Source organism: Streptomyces sp. SudanB52_2052, assembly GCF_964272415.1.
GTDB lineage: Bacteria > Actinomycetota > Actinomycetes > Streptomycetales > Streptomycetaceae > Streptomyces > Streptomyces olindensis.
Genome location: NZ_OZ186796.1, coordinates 1930955 through 1948551, shown reverse-complemented (window position 1 = coordinate 1948551; position 17597 = coordinate 1930955). Strand labels below are relative to the sequence as shown.

The following is a 17597-nucleotide window of genomic DNA, read 5'->3' as shown; positions in this document are numbered from 1 at the left end:
CGCATGCGCCCCCCGACTGGTTTCTGACTGTGTGTCTCATAGTGCCGCCTGCCCGGTGGGGCGCGCCCCAGTCCGCCCACAGTCGGCAGCAAGTTGCAACCCCCTGCAACCCTGGTGGACGGCCCGGCTGTGGCCGAAACTTGAGCGGCGCCGTCCCGAGCGGCGTTCAGTGGCTCGAACGGGCCAGTGCTGCGGGGGTGGTGCCGTGTCGGCGCAGCACCACCCCCGCTCCCGCGTACCCGGATCAGGACACCGGCCGGGCCCGCTCCACCACCGACGCCAGGTCCAGCGTGTGCGGCAGCGTCCCGAAGACCGCGCCCCCGTCGCCGCCCAGCCGGGCCGCGCAGAACGCGTCGGCGACCTGCGGTGGCGCGAACCTGACGAGCAGCGACCCCTGGAGCACCAGCGCGAGCCGCTCCGCGAGCCGCCGCGCCCGGCCCTCCACGCCCTCCAGATCGGCCAGTTCGGTCAGCAGGTTCTTGATGGCACCGTCGAGCCGGTGATCGGCGCCGCGCGCCTGCCCGACCTCCCTCAGGTACGCGTCCAGCGCCCCCGGCTCCCGCTGCAACGCCCGCAGCACGTCGAGCGCCTGGACGTTGCCCGCGCCCTCCCAGATCGAGTTCAGCGGCGACTCGCGCACCAGCCGGGGCATCCCCGACTCCTCGACGTACCCGTTGCCGCCCAGGCACTCCGCCGCCTCCACCGCGACCGCCGGACACCGCTTGGTCACCCAGTACTTGGCGGCCGGCACCGCGATCCGCAGCAGCGCCCGCTCCTGCTCGCCGCCGTCGTCGTACGCCGCCGCGAGCCGCAGCGCCAGCGTCGTCGCCGCCTCCGACTCCAGCGCCAGATCGGCGAGGACGTTGCGCATCAGCGGCTTGTCGACGAGCTTCCCGCCGAAGGCCTCGCGGTACGCGCAGTGATGTACCGCCTGCGCCACGGCCTGGCGCATCAGCCCCGCCGAGCCCAGCACGCAGTCCAGCCGGGTCGCCGCGACCATCTCGATGATGGTGCGCACCCCGCGCCCCTCCTCGCCGACCCGGCGCGCCCAGGTCCCGTCGAACTCCACCTCGGCGGAGGCGTTCGACCGGTTGCCGAGCTTGTCCTTGAGCCGCTGGATCAGGAACACGTTGCGCGTGCCGTCCGGGAGCACCCGCGGCACCAGGAAGCAGGTCAGCCCTTCCGGGGCCTGCGCCAGCACCAGGAAACCGTCGGACATCGGCGCCGAGCAGAACCACTTGTGCCCGGTCAGCTCGTACGCCCCGTCCTCGGCGAGGGGCCGCGCGGACGTGGTGTTCGCCCGTACGTCGCTGCCTCCCTGCTTCTCCGTCATGCCCATCCCGAACAGCGCCCCGGCCTTGAGGTGCGCGGGCCTCAGCTCACGGTCGTAGACCATGGACGTCAGCCGCGGCTCCCACTCGGCGGCCAGGTCGGCCTCCGCGCGCAGGGCGGGCACCGCCGCGTGCGTCATCGACAGCGGGCAGCCGTTGCCGGCCTCGACCTGCGTCCACACCACGAAGGCGGCGGCCCGCCGCAGATGCCCAGCGGGCCTTCCCCAGGCCGCGGTCATACCGGCCGAGACGCCCTTGCCGAGCAGCCGGTGCCAGGCCGGGTGGAACTCCACCTCGTCGACGCGGTGACCGTACCGGTCGTGCGTGCGCAGCCGGGGCGGGTTCTCGTTCGCCTGCGCCCCCCACTCCTGCACCTGGGCCGAGCCGGAGGTCCGCCCGAGGGCCGACAGCTCGCCGAGCACCTCCTCGCGCAGCTCCGGCTCCAGGTGCCGTTCGACCGCGGCGGCCAGGGCCCGGTCGGCGGAGAAGACGTCGTACCCGACCAGCGGTGGGACCTGGTTCGTCACGGAGTGGGTGCTGCCAGCCATGCTGCGAACCTACCCCGCGGTACACCCCCGGTCACCAGCGAACCGGGCCGGGCGCCGCGGAGGCGGCCTGTGGGTGAGTGGGGCCAGGCGCGACGGATACCGTTAGGGGGTGCAGCCAGCAAGTGAAACCCCCGACACACCCTCCGGGCGCCTCCACCGGGCGCGTGCGCTCTACCGGAACGTCTCCAAGCGCAGGACCGCCTGGCTGTTGCTCAAGGACACCGTCAACTCCTGCATCGAGTACCGCATCCTGGGCCTGGCCGCCGAGGCCGCGTTCTTCACGCTGCTGTCGGTGCCGCCGCTGCTGCTGAGCATGATCGGACTGCTCGGCTACGTCGACGCCTGGACCGGCGCCGACACCATCCAGAGCCTCCAGACCAACATCCTGGAGGCCTCCCGCACCGTGCTGTCCGACCGGGGCGTCAAGGAGATGGCCGAGCCGATCCTGCACGACGTCATGAAGGGCGGCCGGCCCGACGTCATCTCCATCGGCTTCCTGTTCGCCCTGTGGTCCGGCTCCCGCGCGGTGAACGTCTTCATCGACACCATCACCGTGATGTACGGCCTCGACGGCGTCCGCGGCATCGTCAAGACCCGTCTGCTGGCCTTCCTGCTGTTCATCGTCGCCCTGCTGATCGGTTCCGTCGCCCTGCCGCTGATGGTGGCCGGGCCGGACGCGGTGGTGCGGATCGTGCCCTGGTCGACGACCGTCGTGCAGGTCCTCTACTGGCCGGTCGTGATCCTCCTGTCGATCGCCTTCCTGACGACGCTCTACCACGTGTCCGTCCCCGTCCGCTCCCCGTGGATCGAGGACGTGCCCGGCGCGCTCGTCGCCCTCGGCATGTGGGTGCTGGGCAGCTTCCTGCTGCGGATCTACCTGACCAGCACGGTCGAGGGCCCGACGATCTACGGCTCCCTCGCGGCGCCCGTCGCCGTGCTGCTGTGGATCGGCGTGTCCGCGTTCGCCGTGCTCGTGGGGGCCGCGGTCAACGCCGCCATCGACCGGGTGTGGCCGGCCGCCGCCACGGCCGCGGCCCGCGAGGCCAACGAGCGGCTGCGGCAGGCGCAGGTCGCTGAGTACGTGGCCCGGGCCGCCGCCCGGGGCGAGGCCGACCCCGACATGCCCTCGGAGTTCCCGGAACGCTGGTCCCGCTTCCTGCCCCCGGAGGACGTCACGGCCCGGCTGCGCACCCACACCAAGCCCACCCACGCGAAGAGCGGCCACGGCAACGGGGAGGGGCAGCCGCCCGCCGAGAAGTGACCGGCGCCGGTCTCACGCCGTCCAGGTGCCGGCCGCCGCCTCCTCCCGGACGAAGTCCCCGAAGTCCCGGGGCGCACGGCCCAGGACCTCCCGCACCCCGTCGGACAGGTGCGCGTTGCGGCCGTCGAGGAGCGTGTCGAAGATCGCGGTGAGGGCCGCGACCTCCTCCCCGGGCACCCCGAAACCGGCCAGCGCCTCGCCGTAGTCCCGCGTCGACACCGCCCGGTACCGCAGCGGGCGCCCCGTCGCCGAGGCGATCTCCGCGACGGCCTCCGCGAAGGTCAGCAGCCGCGGCCCGGAGAGGGCGAGCGTGCGTCCCGCGTACCGGTCGCCGGCCGTCAGCGCGGTCACCACCACGTCCGCGATGTCCCGCACGTCGAGGAACGGCTCGCGCACCCCGTCGGCCGGGAACACCAGCTCGCCGCGCTCCCGCAGCTCCGCCACCAGCGGTCCCTCGCTGAAGTTCTGCGCGAACCAGGCGGCCCGGACGACCGTCCAGTCGGCGCCCGAGGCGTGCAGCGCCTCCTCGGTGACCAGGGCCTGGTCCTCGCCCCGCGCGGACAGCAGCACCAGCCGCCGCACGCCGAGCCCGACCGCCTCCCGCGCGACCGCGCCGATCACCTCGGCGGCGCCCGGAGCGCCGACGTCCATGGGGTGGGCCAGGTAGGCAGCGTCGGCGCCGCGCAGGGTGTCGGCCCAGGTCGAGCCGTCCCACCAGTCGAAACCGGTCGCCCGCGACGCCGCCCGCACCGTGAGCCCGGCGGCCTCCGCGGCCCGCGCCACCCGGCTGCCCGTACGGCCGGAGGCGCCCGTCACCACGACCGTCATCCGCCGCGTGTCCGGTGTCGTGCCCCGTGCTGTGTTCCGTGTCGTGTTCTCTGTCGTGTTCGTCATGCCGTCGAGTCAACTGCCGTGCGCGGCACGGAACCATCGCCGAACGGCTCATTCCCATACGACCGCGTCTACGCTGGCCCCATGGACGCTCTCGCAGGCCTGCTGGAAGGCCCTCGCGCGCGCGGCGCGTTCATGATCAGGGCCTGCTTCGATCCGCCCTGGGCGGTCCGCGTGGAGGACCGGGCCCCGCTCACCGTGATGCTCGTGGTCCGCGGCGACGCCTGGGTCCTGCCCGACAGGGGCGAACCCACGCGGCTGCGCGCCGGCGACCTCGCGATCGCCCGCGGCCCCGACCCGTACACCTGCGCCGACGCCCCCGGCACGGCACCGCAGGCGCTGATCCTGCCGGACCAGGAGTGCCGCTACCCCGACGGGCGGCCCCTGAACGGCTCCATGGACCTGGGCGTGCGCACCTGGGGCGACCGGCCCGACGGCGCGACGGTGCTGCTCATCGGCACGTACCCGATGCGGGGCGAGATCGGCGGGCGGCTGCTGGACGCCCTGCCGCCGCTGCTCACGCTCACCCCCGAGGTGTGGGACTGCCCGCTCACGCCGTACGTCTCCGAGGAGATCGTCCGGGACGAGCCGGGCCAGGAGGTCGTCCTGGACCGGCTGCTCGACCTGCTGGTCATCGCCGCGCTGCGGGCCTGGTTCGCCCGCCCGGAGGCGGAGGCGCCGGCCTGGTACCGGGCACAGGCCGACCCGGTCGTGGGCGGCGTCCTGCGCCTGCTCCAGGACGACCCGGCCCACCCGTGGACGGTCGCCGCGCTCGCCGCGAAGGCCGGGGTGTCCCGGGCCGCGCTGGCCCGCCGCTTCACCGCCCTGGTGGGCGAGCCCCCGATGACGTACCTCACCGGCTGGCGCCTCGCCCTCGCCGCCGACCGTCTGCGCGGCTCCGACGACACCCTCGAAGCGGTGGCCCGCAGAGTGGGCTACGGCAGCGCGTTCGCCCTGTCCACGGCGTTCAAGCGGGTCTACGGGGTGAGCCCCGTCGAGTACCGGGGGAGGACGGCGTAGGAGGGCGTCCGCGCACCGGCGGCGTAGCCTGGCACCTGTGTATGCGGAGCGGGCGTCGCGGCTCGCCGGGGCGGTGGTGTGGACCAACACCCCGGAGCCGTCCGGGGTGGGGCGGGTGCTGCCCGACGGCTGCATGGACCTGCTGTGGCACGACGGGCGGCTGCTGGTCGCCGGACCCGACACGCGGGCCCACCTGACGGACGGCGGGGACGGCCCCTGGTCCGGCGTCCGCTTCTACCCGGGCACGGCGCCGGCGCTGCTCGGCGTACCGGCGCACGAACTGCGCGACCGCCGGGTCGAACTCGCCGACCTGTGGCCGACCGCGGAGGTACGGCGCCTGACCGCCCGCGTGAACGCCGCCCCGGACCCGGCGAACGGCCTGGAGGACCTGGCCCTGCGACGGGCGGCCGGTACCGAGCCCCCCGACCCGCTGCTGCGACAGGTCGTCAGCGCCCTCGCCGCGGGCCGCCCCGTCGCCGCGACCGCCGACGAACTCGGCCTCGGCGCCCGCCAGTTGCACCGCCGTGCGCTGGCCGCCTTCGGCTACGGCCCCAAGACCCTGGCCCGCATCCTGCGGCTGCGCCGCGCCCTCGCGCTGGCCCGCGACGGCATGCCCTTCGCGGACACGGCCGCGCGGGCCGGTTACGCCGACCAGGCCCACCTCGCCCGCGACGTGCGGGAGTTGGCGGGCCTGCCGCTGGGGGAGCTACTCGGCCGCGGCGGTTAGCGGCGCGAACAGGTCCACCCCGTTGCCGTCCGGGTCGAGCACCACGGCGTACCGCTGCCCCCAGAAGGCGTCCCAGGGCTTGAGCTCGCCGTGGCAACCGGAGCCGACCAGTTCCTCGTACAGGGCGTCCACCTCCTCCGGCCCGTCACAGCGCAGGGCCAGCGAGGTCCGGCCCCCGCCCGAGGGCGGCTGCCACGCGGGCAGGAAGGACCGGACGGTCTCCTCGGTGTCGAGCATCAGCCGCAGCCCGCCGGGCAGTCCGGCCTCGGTGTGCGGCTGGTGCTCGGCGCCCTCAGGGAAGGCGAACCCGAGCCGGCGGTAGAAGGCGACGGAGGCGGCCATGTCGGAGACGACCAGGCCGATGGCATCGAATCGTGCGGTCATGGGCCCACCGTAGGCAGGCCCCCGAGGGCCGGTCTTGAAGGAATCGGACACCGGCCGCGGGTGTCCGATCCGTTCAAGACCGCCTCCCGTCCCGCCTCGTAGCGTCGCCGCCATGACGACCACGACACGGACCTCACGGCATCTGGCCATCTCCGTCCACCGCCCGGCCCAGGAGGTGTACGACCACGTCTCGGACCCCGTCAACGTCCCCGGCTGGGCTCCCGGGCTGGCCCGCTCCGTCGAGCGGGTGGGCGACCGGTGGGTGGGGGAGTCACCGATGGGGAGGGTCGAGATCACGTTCACGCCCAGGAACGAGTTCGGCGTGCTCGACCACGACGTCACGCTGCCCTCGGGGCAGACCGTGCACAACCCGATGCGGGTGCTCGCCGACGGCTCCGGCTGCGAGGTGGTGTTCACGCTGCGCCGGCAGCCGTGGATGAGCGACGAGGAGTTCCGCCGTGACGCGGAGGCGGTGTCCGCCGATCTCGCCGCGCTCAAGCGGCTGATGGAACAGCGCTGACCCTCACCCGGAGGCCGCCGTCTCCAAGGCGCCGCCCCAGGGGGCGGTGACCGAAATTTTTCGGTCACCGGAGGGTCCTCCGGGGCGGCCCGCGGTCTCCTAGGGTCGGATGCCATGGCACCACGACTGCTCGTCTACACCCGCACCACCGGCTACCGGCACGAGTCCATCCCGGCCGGCGTCACCGCCCTGCGCACCCTCGGCGACTTCGACGTCCACGCCACCGAGGACCCGGCGGCCCTGGAGCAGCCCCTCGGCGGGTACGCGGCGGTGGTGTTCCTCTCCACCAGCGGCGAGGTCCTCACCCCGGCCGGCCGGGAGCGGCTCGCCGCGTACGTGGAGTCGGGCGGCGGCTTCGTCGGCGTGCACGCGGCGGCCTGCACGGAGTACGAATGGCCGTACTACGGCGAGTTGCTGGGCACGTGGTTCGCCCGGCACCCCCTCCACCAGCCCGGCCGGGCCGTCGTCGAGGACCACGACCATCCGGCGACCCGGCACCTGCCCGCCGTCTGGGACTTCACCGACGAGTGGTACGACTTCCGCACCAACCCGCGTGGCACGGTCCGCGTCCTGGCCACCGCCGACGAGTCCTCCTACGAGGGCGGCGGCATGGGCGCCGACCACCCCCTGGTCTGGTGCCGCGACCACGCCGAGGGCCGAGTCTTCTACACGGCCCTCGGCCACGCCCCCGAGGCCTACGCGGACCCGGCGTTCCGGGCGCACCTCCTGGGCGGCATCCTCTGGGCGGCCGCGCTCCCGCTGCCCCTGCACTACCGCCCCAGGACCTCGTGACGGCCGGCGGACGCGCACGGCCTCCCGGCCCACCCCGGCCCACACGGGCCCGGCGCGACCCGTCCGCGGCTGGGACGTCGGTGGCCCGGGCCTGAGCCGTCCCTGGGCGGTCCGTGTACGGCGGCAGGGCTCGCCGTGGCCGCCGCCGGGCCGTGAGGCTGTGCCGAGCCAGACGAGACGAGCCGCCCCAGGGGCGACCCGCGGGGGACGGCGGTTCGGAGAGGAAGTCCGCATGAACATGCGCAATCGGGCCATGGCGATGGTGACGGCCGCGCTGCTGGGGGCCGGGGGCACCGGCATCGCCCTGGCACCGTCCGCGAACGCCGCCCCCGCGTACTTCGGGATCGACGGCACCGGTGCCGTGGCCAACGACTGGGAGGACGAGGAGAACCTCGGCGTGGAGGCGTACTCCCGGGGCAACGCCATCGCCCTGTGGGAGACCGTCCTGTGGGCGGACGGCGCCCTGTGGGAGGACGACGAGGGGGAGTGGCGGCCCTTCAAGAAGAGCCAGATCGACGGGTCGTTCGGGCCGGAGACGGAGTCGGCCACGCAGTGGTGGCAGAGCCGGCACAACCTGCCCGAGACGGACGGCACCGTCGTCAGCGAGAGCTGGGACTTCGCCCAGACCCGGCTGCAGCTCCTCCCGGGCAACATCGTCCAGTACAAGGGCATCGCCCGGAACGTCAACTTCAAGCGCGTGAGCGGCAAGTACCAGGTGAAGCTCAAGTACGTCGGGCCCTGGAAGTACGCGCACTACCGCACGGTCGGCTGAGAACGCCGAGGTTCATCGGGAGCGGGTGGCCGTCGCGGTCACCCGCTCCTCGCGGGCAGCGCCCACAGCAGCCCGGCCAGCAGCACGGCGATGACGGCGAAGGAGACCAGCGCCGCCGCACGCCAGCGCCGGTACTCGGCGGCGGGGCGGGCCGCGGCGTCCACCGCCTGCCCGGCCGGATCCGGCAGGCCGCGCGGCCACGTCTGGTCGGCCATGTCCCACAGCGCCAGCAGCCGCGCCTGGTCCGCCCCCGCCACCCGGCACAGCGCCTGCACCGCCCCTCTCGGCGGCTGCTTGGCCCCGCTGAGGTACCGCTGCCACGACGACTTGCTGTACGCCGTCCGCCGCGCCAGCTCGGCCAGGCTCAGACCCGTGCGGTCCTTCAGCGCCCGCAGCTGCTCGACCAGGTGCCGCGCCTCCCTCGGCAGTATGTCCGGAAGCGGCCGCCAGCGTGTCATGGTCGTCCCCCAACTGCCCACCCCTGGGCCCCGGCCCGCCCCGCCGCATCGTTCGACGCCGACCCGTTCCGGCCAGTTCCCCGGGCCGGAGGGCGCGCGGTGCGCACCAGGGGTGTGAGGCCGCTTCCGAGCGACCGCCGGTCACCGCCCGAGGGACCGCCGCGCCCTCACCGGCCGCCGGCCCTCAGGCCGTGGCCGGACCGGCAGGCCGTACCGCGACCGCGTCGACCTCGAACAGCATGCCCGGGAGGGCCAGGGACGCGACACCGCTGAGGGTCTGCGCCGGGAGGCGGTCCCCGAAGCGGGCGTGCAGGGCCTTGCCCAGGATCCGCAGTTTGTCGAGGTCGTGGTCGACGATGAACGTGCCGAGGCGTACGACGTGCTCGTAGCCGAGCCCGACGCCCTCCAGCGCCGACCGCAGCCGGTCGAAGGCGAGTTCCACCTGCGCGGCGAAGTCGCCCGGCACCGGCGTGCCCGTGGCGTCGGAGGCGTACTGGCCGCCGATGTGGACGGTTTCACCAGGGGCCGACACGGCGTGGCTGTAGCCGAACGGCGTGGGGTCGTGCAGGGTGGCCGGGTTGGTGATCGTGCGCTGGTCGCGCGTCATGACCGGGCAGTCCTTTCACGGAAGACGGTCGCCGCCCCACCGGCGGCGACCCGGACACTCCAGCCAACTCCCCGCCCCGTACGCGCATTCCGGGACGCGGGTCCCGCCCCCGTGCGCGCATTCCGGACGCGGGTCCCGTCAGCGCACGGGTGTGACGAACGCCTGCCGGTTGCCGAAGCGGCCCTCGCCCTGGAAATCCAGCCGGTCCCCGTCGAAGGCCACGACACGGCCACGGGCGTCGAGGGCCGGACGGGCCGCGGGACGCCGGTTCACCGTGCCGTCGGACCGTCCGCGCCCGCGCGGGCCCATGGCCCGGTCCTACCTGCGCGGCGGCGCCGTGCTCGCCCGTTCCACCAGCCGCGTCGACAACTCCGTGCGCGTGCTCTCCGGGTGATGGCCGTCCATCATGCGCAGCAGCGACCGCAGGGCCGTCGCGGCCATCTCGGACAGCGGCTGGCGGACGGTGGTCAGGCCGGGGGAGGCCCAGCGGGCCTCGGGGAGGTCGTCGAAGCCCACCACGCTCAGGTCGTCCGGCACCCGCAACCCCCGCTCGGCCAGGGCCTGGTACACCCCCAGCGCCATCCGGTCAGAGCAGACGAACACGGCCGTCGGCGGCTCGGGCAGGTCGAGGAGCTCCAGCATGCGGCGGTGGGCCAGGCTCTCGTCGAAGCCCGCGTGCCGGACGTACTCGGCGCGGTTGCGGATCCCGGCCGCCGCGAGCGCCGAGCGGTACCCGGCGACCCGCGCGCTGCTGCACATCGTGCGCCGGGGGCCGGCGATGACGGCGACGCGCTCATGGCCCAGCGACAGCAGATGCTCGGTGGCCGTCAGGCCGCCCTGCCAGTTCGCCGCGCCCACCGACGCCACGCCCTCCGGCGGTTCCTGCACGGGGTCGATCATCACGAACGGGATGCGGTGCTGCTCCAGCCAGGCGTACTGCGACTCGCTCAGCTCGGCCAGGTTGAACAGCACCCCGGAGGACCCCCGCGCGACCAGCTTGTCCAGCCAGCCGCGCTCCGGGCGGCCCACCCGGGAGCGGGTCAGCGCCGCCGACACCACGACCTCCAGGCCCGCGTCGTGCGCCGCCTCCTCCACGCCGTGCAGCACCGCGCCCGACCAGGAGCTCTCCAGCGAGTGCACGACCAGGTCCACCAGCCGGGGCGCCTTGGCCGCGTCGAAGCGGGGTCTGCGGACGTAACCGAGCCGGTCGAGCGCCTCGGTGACCCGGCGGCGCGTCTCGGGCGCCACGTCCTCCCGGCCGTTGACCACCTTCGACGCGGTCGGCACCGACACCCCCGCCTCACGGGCCACGACCGCCAGCGTCGGACCGGCCGCCACGCTCGCACTCGCCGTACGGACCATCGAAGAACCCACCTCTCCGGCCCGCCCGAGGGCCGTGGAAAGTTTCGACCAGCGCCTCCCGCGGCGGCGTGAAACCCGACCGGACAGAAAGCGCTTCCTACTGTAGGTGGGGCGCAGGACGGCGGGAAGACAGATGAATTCACGGGTTCGCGCCGGTCAAAACTTTCGAAACCCCGAACAACGGGCTCAGTCGGGTGTGCAGACCAGCCGGAAACCCGTGAAGTCCGCCGTGAACGCCGCGTCGACGAGGTCCCGCGCGTGGACGCCCGCCATGGCGCCGGTGAACCGCAGCCGGGAGCCGTGGTCGTCGGAGAGCCGGCTGAAGTCCAGCGCCGGTCCGACGGCCGTGCGCGCCCCGTCTCGCAGGTACCAGAACCGGGCGTCGGCGCCCTCGACCGTCACTCCGAGCGTCACCGGCGCGTCCGCCGCCACGTCCACGACCGCGACCTGCCGCAGTCCCTCCTCGTCCCGCTCCACGAGACTGAGCACCGTACGGCCGCCCCCGCCCGCCGGGCCCCGCCACTGCTGGCCGCGCTGCGGCTCGCCCCAGGGCTCCGCCCACGTCAGGTCCAGACTCAGGTACGCCTCGGGGTTGTACCACAGCACCAGACCGGCGGCCTGCGTGAAGGTGACCGGCCGCGTCTCGACGGTCACTTCGGCCTCCGCGCGGTGCTCGGTGACGCGCTGGGCCAGCAGGCTCGCCGCCCACCGGGACTCAGGGCCGTGCCGACCGCGCAACCGGATCCAGCCGGGGCGGACCGTCGTGTCGGCCCAGGACGGGTCCGGCGGCTCGCGCAGGGTGCTCCACGGCCAGGACAGACCCGCCGGTCGGCCCGCGGGCGGCAGGTGGTGCGCCGGCCGGTCCGCGGGCGGCAGGGGATGCGTCGGCTGGTCCCCGGGCGGCAGGTGGCGCGTCGGCCGGTCCGCGGGCGGCAGGGGATGCGGAGTCGTCGGTACGTCGACCTCGACGGCCGGATGCCAACCCCCGTGCCGCAGCCGGGGCCAGCCGTCCGCGTCCCAGGTCACGGCCTGGATCGCGGTCTCCCGGCCGAGCGTGCAGCGGCGGCCCCGCGCGGTGTGCAGCGGACGGGCCGTCAGATGGCCGAGCAGCCACTGCCCGTCCGGCGTCTCGACCAGCTCGCCGTGCCCGGCCTTCTGCAGCGGCAGGCCCGGGTCGTCCCGGGTCGTCAGCAGCGGCAGTGCGTCGAGTTCGTACGGCCCGGTCAGCTCCTTGGCGCGGGCCACCCGCACCCCGTGCTCCCAGCCCGTGCCGCCCTCCGCGAGCACCAGGTAGTACCAGCCCTCGCGCCGCAGCAGCTTCGGCCCCTCGACGAGCCGGTCGTGCTGGAGCAGCAGACGCGTGTCCCCTACCGGCTCCAGCGTGTCCCGGTCCAGCTCGGTGACGACGATCCCGGCGAACCGCTCGCCGCCCGGCCGGTGGTCGTTCTGCAGGTTCAGCAGCCACAGCCGCCCGTCCTCGTGGAACAGGGCCGGGTCGAAGCCGTGGCTCGGGACCCGGCGCGGCGCGCTCCACTCGCCGCCGACGGCGTCGGCCGTGGAGACGTACGTGTCCAGGTCGAAGTACGGCGTGCCGACCGAGCGCACGACGGTGTACGTCACCCAGAACCGCTCCCCGTCCCAGCTCAGCGCCGGCGCCCAGACGCCGCCCGAGTCGGGCACCCCGGCCAGCGAGTTCCCGGGGACGGCCCTCTGGACGTGCCCCGCGTACTCCCAGTGGGCCAGGTCCCGGGAGCGGTGCAGCGGGATCGTCGGGAACCACTCGAAGGAACTGGTCGCCACGTAGTACCAGTCGCCGACCCGGATCAGGGAAGGGTCGGGGGCGAAGCCGCGGAGGACGGGGTTGCGCAGGACGGTCACGCGAGGACTCCAGGGGAGGTGGGCACGGCACCCGGGGGCCGCGGGGAGTCAGGATCACCCGCGGCCCCCGGGAGTCGGAGCGGGCAAGGAGGTCACTGGGCGGGCGAGAAGGTCACTGGGCGGGCCAGGAGGTCACTGGGCGGGCCGGGAGGTCACTTGAGGGCGCCGAGCGTCACACCCGTCCGCCAGTAGCGGCGCATCGCGACCATCATGATCGCCATCGGCACGATGGAGAGCAGCGCGCCGGTCAGCACCAGGCCCGTCAGGTCGATGCCGGACTCCAGGCGGGTGCCGGTCCAGTTGTACAGGCCCAGGTTGAGCGTCCAGTTCTCCTTGCCGCGCAGCACGGTCAGCGGCAGGAAGAAGGCGTTCCAGGTGTTGACGAACGCCAGCAGGAACACCGTCGCGCCGCCCGTCGTCATCATCCGCAGCACGATGCTGAAGAAGATCCGCAGCTCGCCGGCGCCGTCGATGCGGGCCGCCTCCAGCAGCTCGTAGGGGATCGTCGCCTCGGTGTACACCTTGGCCAGGTACACGCTGAACGGGTTGATCAGGCAGGGGATCAGCATCGCCCACGGGGTGTCGACCATGCCGAGCGCGGAGAACAGCAGGTACAGCGGCAGCGTGAGCAGCGCGATCGGGATCAGGAACGAGCCGACGACGCACGCGAAGATGACGTTCCGGCCGGGGAAGTCGAAGCGCGCCAGGCCGTAACCGGTTGCGAGCGCGATCAAAGTGCCGCCCAGCGAGCCGACCCCCGCGTACAGGAACGAGTTGGCCGTCCACCGCAGGAAGATGCCGTCCTGGTAGGTGAAGACCTGCTCCAGGTTGTCCCACAGGTGCCAGCCGGAGAACCACAGGCCGTTGCTCTGGTAGAGCGCCGTGCGGTCCTTCGTCGCGGCGACGATCAGCCACCACACCGGGAACAGGCTGTAGACGCTGGCCAGGACCAGCCCGACGAGGAGGAAGCGCTGACCGCCCCGCCCGCGGGAGGCCGCGTCCGGGTGGGTCAGGCGCCGGACGCTGCGGACGGGGGGCCGCTCGGTGGTGTGCTCGGTCAGCACCATCAGTCGGCCTCCTTCGAGGTGAGCCGGTAGAAGAGGAAGGAGGCCACGCCGAGGATCAACGCCAGCAGCACGGACAGCGCGGCCGCGTAGTTGTAGTTGCCCGCGTTGAACGCCTGGTTGTAGATGATCATGATCGGGGTGAAGCTGTCACTGACCGTCTGCGGGGTGATGTTCCGGAACAGCGCCGGCTCGTTGAAGATCTGCAGCATCTGGATGATCGACAGCAGCCCCGTCAGCACCAGCGCCCCGCGCACGTACGGGATCTTGATGCTGCGCGCGATCCGCAGCTCGGACGCGCCGTCCAGCCGGGCCGCCTCGAACAGCTCGCGGGGCACGCCCTGCAGCGCCGAGTAGATGATCACCATGTTGTAGCCGATGCCGTGCCAGGTCAGCAGGTTGCCGATGGACGGCCACACCATCGACGGCGCGAAGAAGTTCCAGTCGAAGCCGAGCGCGTCGCCGATCGGGGTGAGCGGGCCGACGTCCGGGCTGTAGAGGTTCACCCACACGATCGCCGCCACCACGCCGGGGATCATGTACGGCACCAGCAGCAGGATCCGGAACCGGCTCGCCGCCCGGGAGGTCAGCGCGTCCAGGAAAAGTGCCAGCACCAGGCTGATCAGCAGCATGAACGGGATCTGGACACAGGCGAAGAGCACCACCCGCAGGATGGAGTTCATGAACGCAGAGTCCGTCAGCCCCTGGGTGTAGTTGTCGAGCCCGACGAACTCGGTCGTGGCACCGCCGAGCCCCAGCCCGGACTGCTTCTCCGTGTACAGCGACTCGTAGACGGCGTAGCCGATGGGGAGCAGATAGAGAAAGACGAAGCCGAGCTGGAAGGGCACCGTGAACGCGGCACCCTTCCAGCGCATGGAGCGAATCATCGAATGCCTCAGCCCTTGACGCTGATACCGCGGGACTTCAGGTCCTTGACCGTCCACTCCTGCATGTGCGCGAGCAGGTCGGTGACCTTCTGCTCCTTGCTGACGACCTTGGCCCAGCCCGCCTGCAACTCGGTGAACATCGCGGTCCAGTTGGGGCCGAAGGTCCAGTCGGTGGTGACGGTGCCCAGGCTGTCGGTCACGACCTTCTGCGCGGGCTCGTAGTTCTTGCCGAGCAGCTTCTGCGAGATCGACTCACCCACGTACGATTCGCTGTCCTTCAGCGCCGGCATCACGCCGTTGCCGGTCTCCGGGCTCGCCATCGTCTTGACCGCGTCCTGGTTCGTCGACATCCACAGCGCCGCCTGGGCCGCCTGCTCCTTGTTCTTGCACTGCTCGGTCACCAGGGTCACGCTGCCGGTCAGGTTGGTGCCCGCCGGCGTCTTGGGCGCCTCGCCCTTGTAAGTCGGCCACGGGGCCAGGGCCCAGTCGCCGAAGGACTTGGTGAAGTTCTGCACCATGCCGGCCATCTGCCAGGTGGAGATCTGCCGGGTCGCGGTCGCGCCGGTGTCGAAGCTGCGCTGCACGGCCGCGTAGTCGGCGAAGGACAGCTTGGCGTTCAGGTCGTTGTCGATGATCTCCTGGATCACCTTCGCGGCCTGCAGCGTGCCCTCGTCCTGGAAGTTCACCTTCCAGGCGTCGCCGTCGATCTCGTACCAGTGCGCCCCGGCCTGCATGGCGAGCACCTCCAGGGTGCTCGGGTCCTCACCGGCGTAGTTGGTGATCTTGATGCCGTGCTTCTTCAGCTCCTTGCCCGCGGCGATGAAGTCGTCCCAGGTGGCCGGGGGCTTCAGACCGTACTTCTTGAAGATGTCCGTGCGGTAGATCGTGAACTGGGGTGCCGAGCTGGTCGGTACGCCGTACATCTTCCCCTGCACCTGCGCGCTCGCCCAGGAGCCGGTGTTGAACTTGTCCTTCTCGCCCTCGACGTAACGCGTGATGTCGGCGAGCGCGCCCTGCGAGACCCAGCTGGTGACGTACTCGGCGGTGTTCTGCACCAGGCAGGGGGCGTTGCCCGCCTTCACCGCGTTGGTCAGCTGCTTCTGCATGGTCAGCTGGTCGGTGACCTTGGTGTACTTCAGCTGGACGTCCTGGTGCGAGGCGTTGAACGCCTTGACGACCGCCTCCTGGCCGTTGGCCCAGCCCCAGAAGGGGAGGGTGACCGGGCCCGACTTCGCGGCGGCGTCGTCACCCGAGTCGGATCCGCCGCAGGCGGAGAGCAGGCCTGTCAGCGCGATACCCGCGACAGCGGCGGAGGCGAACCTTCTCCGGGGGCTGGTGAAGTTCATCTGACCGTGATCCTTCGGAATAGGGCGTTCTCAGAACGAGAGGACGGCGGCGGCTCGGTGGTGCTGGCCAGGAACGGCGGCCGGAAACCGTCGGCTCGCGGTTGCGGGGGGTTCGGCCAAGCGGAAGCAGAAGCTGTAGTAAGCGGTTGCTGGGACGGTAGGCGGGCAGCTCGGCTCTTAGCAAGAGGTGCGCAGCAATTTGTTTCGGCGGATTGTCCGCCGGGTTATCCGCTCAGGGCGCGACGGGTCAGCGGACGGACTGCCCATATGTGCAGGTCAACGACGGTGTCTAAGACGTCGGCGCGGAGGTCGGCGGACGTGGCGGCGAGCCCTCGAACAGGCGGCAAAGTTCCCGGAAACCGGTTACGTAACGACCTCTACGCGTTATCCGCGCTGAGCCGGTGGTCGGACCGAGTTGCGGACCACGACATGGGTGCCCAGCACCAGATGGTCGCCGTCCGCGCTCTTGCGGCGGCCCGCGCCGCCCTCGCGCCGGTCGGCCACCGCCCGCAGCGCCACGCGGCCCATCTCCTCGTACGGCACGTGCACCGTGGTCAGTTGGGGTGTGAGCTGGGAGGCCAGCGGGATGTCGTCGTAGCCGACGATCGAGACGTCCTCCGGCACCCGCAGGCCCGCCGCGCGCAGGGCCTGCATGGCGCCCGCGGCGACGACGTCCGTCCCGGCGAGCACCGCCGTGAAGTCCGGCGTCTCGTGCAGCGCCGTCTCGACGGCCTCGTAGCCGTGCTCGTAGTCGTAGTGCCCGTGCCGCACCAGCCCCGGGTCGAACGGCACCCCGTACGCCTCGAAGGCCCGCTGGGCGCCGCGCAACCGGCCCTGCGCGGTGGTCAGTTCGGCGTGCCCGGGCAGGACGAGGACGCGTCGGTGGCCGGCCGAGAGCAGATGGCTGGCCATCGCGTAGGCGCCGCCCTCGTTGTCGTAGTCCACGGTCGTCGCCGGGACGTCGCCCTCCAGCGGCGGCCTGCCCACCAGGACCAGGTGCGAGCCGGCCGCGTCCAGGGAGCGGGCGAAGCGGGCCATGCGCAGCTGGTACTCGTCGTAGTCGTAGGCGCCGCCGAGCAGGATCACCGCGGCCACGCCCTGCTGGCGCATGAGGTTGACCAGGGCGAGCTCCCGCTCCGGGTCGTCGCCGGTCGTGCCGACCAGGGAGAGCCAGCCGCGCAGTGTGGCGGCGCCCTCGACGCCCTTCGCGACGTGCGCGAACGCGGCGCCGGTGATGTTGTTGATGAGGATCGCCACCGTCGGTGTGCCGCCGCCGGCCAGCGAACGGGCATGGGCGTTGGTGACGTAGTCCAGGTCCCGGACCACCTTCATCACCCGGCGGCGGAGCTCCTCCGACACCGGGTAGTTGCCGGACAGCACCCGCGAGACGCTGGCCACGGAGACGCCCGCGCGCTCCGCGACGTCGCGGATGGTCGCCCGGCCGGCGTCGTTCGTCGCCTTGCGCTGACTCACCCTTGCGGCTCCTTCACGGTAGTGGCCCGGCCCGTCGTGGTCCGGTCGCCGGCGGTCCGGCCCGATGGCGGGCCCCCGGTCCGTTGCGGCCGGCGGTCCGTCGACGAACTGCCGACGAACTGCCGACGGACACGGTCCGGGCCTCGCGTCCGGCCGTCGCGGCCCGACCCGATGCGCGGTCCGGTTCCGTCGCGCCGTCCGGTTGTCGCGTCGTCCGGTCCGGTCACGAACCGTCCGCCGCAGTCCGGTTCGGCCGCGTCGTCCGGTCCGGTCGCG

General features: G+C 72.7%; 18 protein-coding genes. 6 read left to right on the top strand and 12 right to left on the bottom strand.

The window, feature by feature from the left end; all coding sequences use genetic code 11:
* Positions 1-244: 244 nt before the first annotated feature.
* Positions 245-1879 carry an acyl-CoA dehydrogenase family protein gene (locus ACSUPV_RS08640; protein WP_037759116.1) on the bottom strand — a complete coding sequence of 545 codons (1635 nt, stop codon included), beginning with the start codon at positions 1877-1879 and terminating at the stop codon, positions 245-247.
* 109 nt (positions 1880-1988) lie between these two features.
* On the opposite strand from ACSUPV_RS08640, the gene ACSUPV_RS08635 reads away from it, so the two are divergent.
* Entirely contained in the window at positions 1989-3140 is a 1152-nt protein-coding gene (locus ACSUPV_RS08635) for a YihY/virulence factor BrkB family protein (protein WP_078650680.1), read from the top strand.
* A gap of 12 nt (positions 3141-3152) precedes the next feature.
* Here ACSUPV_RS08635 and ACSUPV_RS08630 read toward each other — a convergent pair whose 3' ends face one another.
* Positions 3153-4034 (bottom strand): NmrA family NAD(P)-binding protein, encoded by an 882-nt coding sequence (locus ACSUPV_RS08630; protein ID WP_436947244.1) that lies wholly within the window; start codon positions 4032-4034, stop codon positions 3153-3155.
* A gap of 81 nt (positions 4035-4115) precedes the next feature.
* Between ACSUPV_RS08630 and ACSUPV_RS08625 the strand changes: the two genes are divergently transcribed.
* Positions 4116-5051: an AraC family transcriptional regulator gene (locus ACSUPV_RS08625; RefSeq protein ID WP_359789052.1), complete on the top strand. Its 936-nt coding sequence runs from the start codon at positions 4116-4118 to the stop codon at positions 5049-5051.
* 37 nt (positions 5052-5088) lie between these two features.
* On the top strand, positions 5089-5778 hold the full coding sequence (locus tag ACSUPV_RS08620) for a helix-turn-helix domain-containing protein (RefSeq protein WP_037759125.1): 690 nt from the start codon (positions 5089-5091) through the stop codon (positions 5776-5778).
* Here ACSUPV_RS08620 and ACSUPV_RS08615 read toward each other — a convergent pair.
* Entirely contained in the window at positions 5758-6162 is a 405-nt protein-coding gene (locus ACSUPV_RS08615) for a VOC family protein (protein ID WP_031119436.1), read from the bottom strand. The genes ACSUPV_RS08620 and ACSUPV_RS08615 overlap by 21 nt on opposite strands.
* A 112-nt stretch (positions 6163-6274) precedes the next feature.
* Between ACSUPV_RS08615 and ACSUPV_RS08610 the strand changes: the two genes are divergently transcribed.
* The 3 genes from ACSUPV_RS08610 (at position 6275) to ACSUPV_RS08600 (ending at position 8246) form a co-directional block, all read left to right on the top strand.
* Positions 6275-6682, top strand: a complete 408-nt coding sequence (locus ACSUPV_RS08610) for an SRPBCC family protein (protein WP_031119435.1) — start codon at positions 6275-6277, stop codon at positions 6680-6682.
* 114 nt (positions 6683-6796) lie between these two features.
* Positions 6797-7474 (top strand): ThuA domain-containing protein, encoded by a 678-nt coding sequence (locus ACSUPV_RS08605; protein ID WP_436947243.1) that lies wholly within the window; start codon positions 6797-6799, stop codon positions 7472-7474.
* Between the two features lie 232 nt (positions 7475-7706).
* Positions 7707-8246 carry a peptidoglycan-binding domain-containing protein gene (locus tag ACSUPV_RS08600; protein ID WP_031119433.1) on the top strand — a complete coding sequence of 180 codons (540 nt, stop codon included), beginning with the start codon at positions 7707-7709 and terminating at the stop codon, positions 8244-8246.
* 38 nt (positions 8247-8284) lie between these two features.
* Here the strand turns inward: ACSUPV_RS08600 and ACSUPV_RS08595 are convergent, their stop codons facing one another.
* The 9 genes from ACSUPV_RS08595 to ACSUPV_RS08555 all read right to left on the bottom strand — a co-directional run bounded on the left by ACSUPV_RS08595 (position 8285) and on the right by ACSUPV_RS08555 (position 17321).
* On the bottom strand, positions 8285-8704 hold the full coding sequence (locus ACSUPV_RS08595; protein ID WP_037759135.1) for a helix-turn-helix domain-containing protein: 420 nt from the start codon (positions 8702-8704) through the stop codon (positions 8285-8287).
* 184 nt (positions 8705-8888) lie between these two features.
* Positions 8889-9311, bottom strand: coding sequence for a RidA family protein (locus ACSUPV_RS08590; protein ID WP_031119431.1), 423 nt, complete (start codon positions 9309-9311; stop codon positions 8889-8891).
* A 138-nt stretch (positions 9312-9449) separates the two neighbouring features.
* Entirely contained in the window at positions 9450-9620 is a 171-nt protein-coding gene (locus ACSUPV_RS08585; protein ID WP_436947242.1) for a hypothetical protein, read from the bottom strand.
* Between the two features lie 9 nt (positions 9621-9629).
* The gene (locus ACSUPV_RS08580) at positions 9630-10673 is read right to left on the bottom strand and encodes a LacI family DNA-binding transcriptional regulator (RefSeq protein WP_031119430.1); all 1044 of its coding nucleotides are present in this window, start codon (positions 10671-10673) and stop codon (positions 9630-9632) included.
* A 186-nt stretch (positions 10674-10859) separates the two neighbouring features.
* Positions 10860-12551, bottom strand: a complete 1692-nt coding sequence (locus tag ACSUPV_RS08575) for a family 43 glycosylhydrolase (RefSeq protein ID WP_436947241.1) — start codon at positions 12549-12551, stop codon at positions 10860-10862.
* A 152-nt stretch (positions 12552-12703) separates the two neighbouring features.
* Positions 12704-13618: a carbohydrate ABC transporter permease gene (locus tag ACSUPV_RS08570; RefSeq protein WP_436947240.1), complete on the bottom strand. Its 915-nt coding sequence runs from the start codon at positions 13616-13618 to the stop codon at positions 12704-12706.
* Positions 13618-14502 carry a carbohydrate ABC transporter permease gene (locus ACSUPV_RS08565; RefSeq protein WP_031119426.1) on the bottom strand — a complete coding sequence of 295 codons (885 nt, stop codon included), beginning with the start codon at positions 14500-14502 and terminating at the stop codon, positions 13618-13620. The genes ACSUPV_RS08570 and ACSUPV_RS08565 overlap by 1 nt, the downstream gene beginning before the upstream one ends.
* Positions 14503-14510: 8 nt before the next feature.
* Positions 14511-15848 carry an ABC transporter substrate-binding protein gene (locus tag ACSUPV_RS08560; protein WP_031119425.1) on the bottom strand — a complete coding sequence of 446 codons (1338 nt, stop codon included), beginning with the start codon at positions 15846-15848 and terminating at the stop codon, positions 14511-14513.
* A 384-nt stretch (positions 15849-16232) separates the two neighbouring features.
* The gene (locus ACSUPV_RS08555; protein ID WP_031119424.1) at positions 16233-17321 is read right to left on the bottom strand and encodes a LacI family DNA-binding transcriptional regulator; all 1089 of its coding nucleotides are present in this window, start codon (positions 17319-17321) and stop codon (positions 16233-16235) included.
* Positions 17322-17597: the final 276 nt, after the last annotated feature.

Excerpts from the sequence above, each read along its gene's own strand:
- ACSUPV_RS08580 (WP_031119430.1), bottom strand. The coding sequence starts at position 10,673 with ATGGTCCGTACGGCGAGTGCGAGCGTGGCGGCCGGTCCGACGCTGGCG.
- ACSUPV_RS08605 (WP_436947243.1), top strand. The coding sequence starts at position 6,797 with ATGGCACCACGACTGCTCGTCTACACCCGCACCACCGGCTACCGGCAC.
- ACSUPV_RS08600 (WP_031119433.1), top strand. The coding sequence starts at position 7,707 with ATGAACATGCGCAATCGGGCCATGGCGATGGTGACGGCCGCGCTGCTG.
- ACSUPV_RS08595 (WP_037759135.1), bottom strand. The coding sequence starts at position 8,704 with ATGACACGCTGGCGGCCGCTTCCGGACATACTGCCGAGGGAGGCGCGG.
- ACSUPV_RS08640 (WP_037759116.1), bottom strand. The coding sequence starts at position 1,879 with ATGGCTGGCAGCACCCACTCCGTGACGAACCAGGTCCCACCGCTGGTC.
- ACSUPV_RS08610 (WP_031119435.1), top strand. The coding sequence starts at position 6,275 with ATGACGACCACGACACGGACCTCACGGCATCTGGCCATCTCCGTCCAC.
- ACSUPV_RS08570 (WP_436947240.1), bottom strand. The coding sequence starts at position 13,618 with ATGGTGCTGACCGAGCACACCACCGAGCGGCCCCCCGTCCGCAGCGTC.
- ACSUPV_RS08590 (WP_031119431.1), bottom strand. The coding sequence starts at position 9,311 with ATGACGCGCGACCAGCGCACGATCACCAACCCGGCCACCCTGCACGAC.
- ACSUPV_RS08625 (WP_359789052.1), top strand. The coding sequence starts at position 4,116 with ATGGACGCTCTCGCAGGCCTGCTGGAAGGCCCTCGCGCGCGCGGCGCG.
- ACSUPV_RS08585 (WP_436947242.1), bottom strand. The coding sequence starts at position 9,620 with ATGGGCCCGCGCGGGCGCGGACGGTCCGACGGCACGGTGAACCGGCGT.
- ACSUPV_RS08560 (WP_031119425.1), bottom strand. The coding sequence starts at position 15,848 with ATGAACTTCACCAGCCCCCGGAGAAGGTTCGCCTCCGCCGCTGTCGCG.
- ACSUPV_RS08630 (WP_436947244.1), bottom strand. The coding sequence starts at position 4,034 with ATGACGAACACGACAGAGAACACGACACGGAACACAGCACGGGGCACG.
- ACSUPV_RS08615 (WP_031119436.1), bottom strand. The coding sequence starts at position 6,162 with ATGACCGCACGATTCGATGCCATCGGCCTGGTCGTCTCCGACATGGCC.
- ACSUPV_RS08565 (WP_031119426.1), bottom strand. The coding sequence starts at position 14,502 with ATGATTCGCTCCATGCGCTGGAAGGGTGCCGCGTTCACGGTGCCCTTC.